This window comes from Nitrosophilus sp., from assembly GCF_982775275.1.
Genome location: NZ_CEXZHP010000342.1, coordinates 1 through 1,060, shown reverse-complemented (window position 1 = coordinate 1,060; position 1,060 = coordinate 1). Strand labels below are relative to the sequence as shown.

Sequence of the window (1,060 nt, the reverse complement as noted above, 5' to 3'; positions counted from 1 at the left end):
GTAATACCATTTGACGAAAGGTCTAATCGTGTATATAAGAAAGCATCATTTTCGCTTCCATGCTGTTGTTTTTTTCTTTCTTGGTTTTTTGCTTTTGTTGGTATTCCGCCTTTTTTTCATCCAATTCTTCAGAGCCAGCTACCTGAAAAGACTTGCCGAAAAACAGCATAATTTCTATACGGAATTGAAGCCCGTAAGGGGAACCATATTCGATAGAGACTTAAACCCTTTAAGTTATAATATTGCCTCCGATTCTCTCTATGCCGTGCCTTCAGAGATTGAAGATAAAACTTATGCTGCCGATAAACTCAAGGGGATATTGGGCATGGAAAAAGATTTCTTGCTTAACAGGCTTAAACGTAAAAAATCTTTCAGTCTGTAACCACCGATTGGGGGTGGGTTTTTATGAATAAGATAGGCAAGCATTAAAATGAGTGCAGGTTTGACAAATTCGGAGGGTTGGATTGTTGCATGGATAAAAGGGAGTTCAATCCACCGTTTTGCTCCACGTCTGGCGTATCCAAAAAGCTCTACTGCCACAAGCAAAAGGATATTCCCCCAATAAATAAAAGGAATAACCCAATTCATCCTTCGGATAGGCAACAGGAAAACAGCTATAAAGGCAAAAATGGCAACACCGACATAGGCTATCTGTTTTTGGGCAAGGGCTGGAACAGCTTCTCCTATGAGCCAATTGGAAGTTATAACCAAAGGGATGATAAGAATGATAGAAAAAAAGTCAAATTGTGATAAAATACTCTTATCAAATCTCCACAAGTTTATAACTCCAAATAAATTTATACTCTAGAAACGGGATTGTATCATAAAGGAAGCAAAAAATGTTAAATACACAAGAGTATATATCTCAAACGCCCCAGCGACTCGATGTTTTTCTTGCGGAGGTTTTATCTCAAACACGCTCACAGGTTGCAGCACTTATAAAGAAAAACTGCGTGTTTGTAGATGAAAAACCTCTCAAGCGCCCCGGAGTGAAACTCAAAGCAAATCAAAAAGTAAGAGTGGAGTTTCCCCATGCAGTTGAAAAAGAAGCGATGGAGGT

General features: G+C 38.9%; 3 protein-coding genes. 2 read left to right on the top strand and 1 reads right to left on the bottom strand.

Annotation, left to right across the window (positions count from 1 at the left end):
- Positions 1–28: 28 nt before the first annotated feature.
- Entirely contained in the window at positions 29–382 is a 354-nt protein-coding gene (locus AC30RD_RS09900) for a hypothetical protein (RefSeq protein WP_489494403.1), read from the top strand.
- On the opposite strand, the gene AC30RD_RS09895 is transcribed toward AC30RD_RS09900, so the two are convergent.
- Positions 292–777 carry an FtsW/RodA/SpoVE family cell cycle protein gene (locus tag AC30RD_RS09895; protein WP_489494401.1) on the bottom strand — a complete coding sequence of 162 codons (486 nt, stop codon included), beginning with the start codon at positions 775–777 and terminating at the stop codon, positions 292–294. The two genes, AC30RD_RS09900 and AC30RD_RS09895, sit on opposite strands and share 91 nt — an antisense overlap.
- 62 nt (positions 778–839) lie before the next feature.
- On the opposite strand from AC30RD_RS09895, the gene AC30RD_RS09890 reads away from it, so the two are divergent.
- Positions 840–1,060 (top strand): RNA-binding S4 domain-containing protein (locus tag AC30RD_RS09890; RefSeq protein WP_489494400.1); only part of this gene is annotated, 221 nt, incomplete at its 3' end.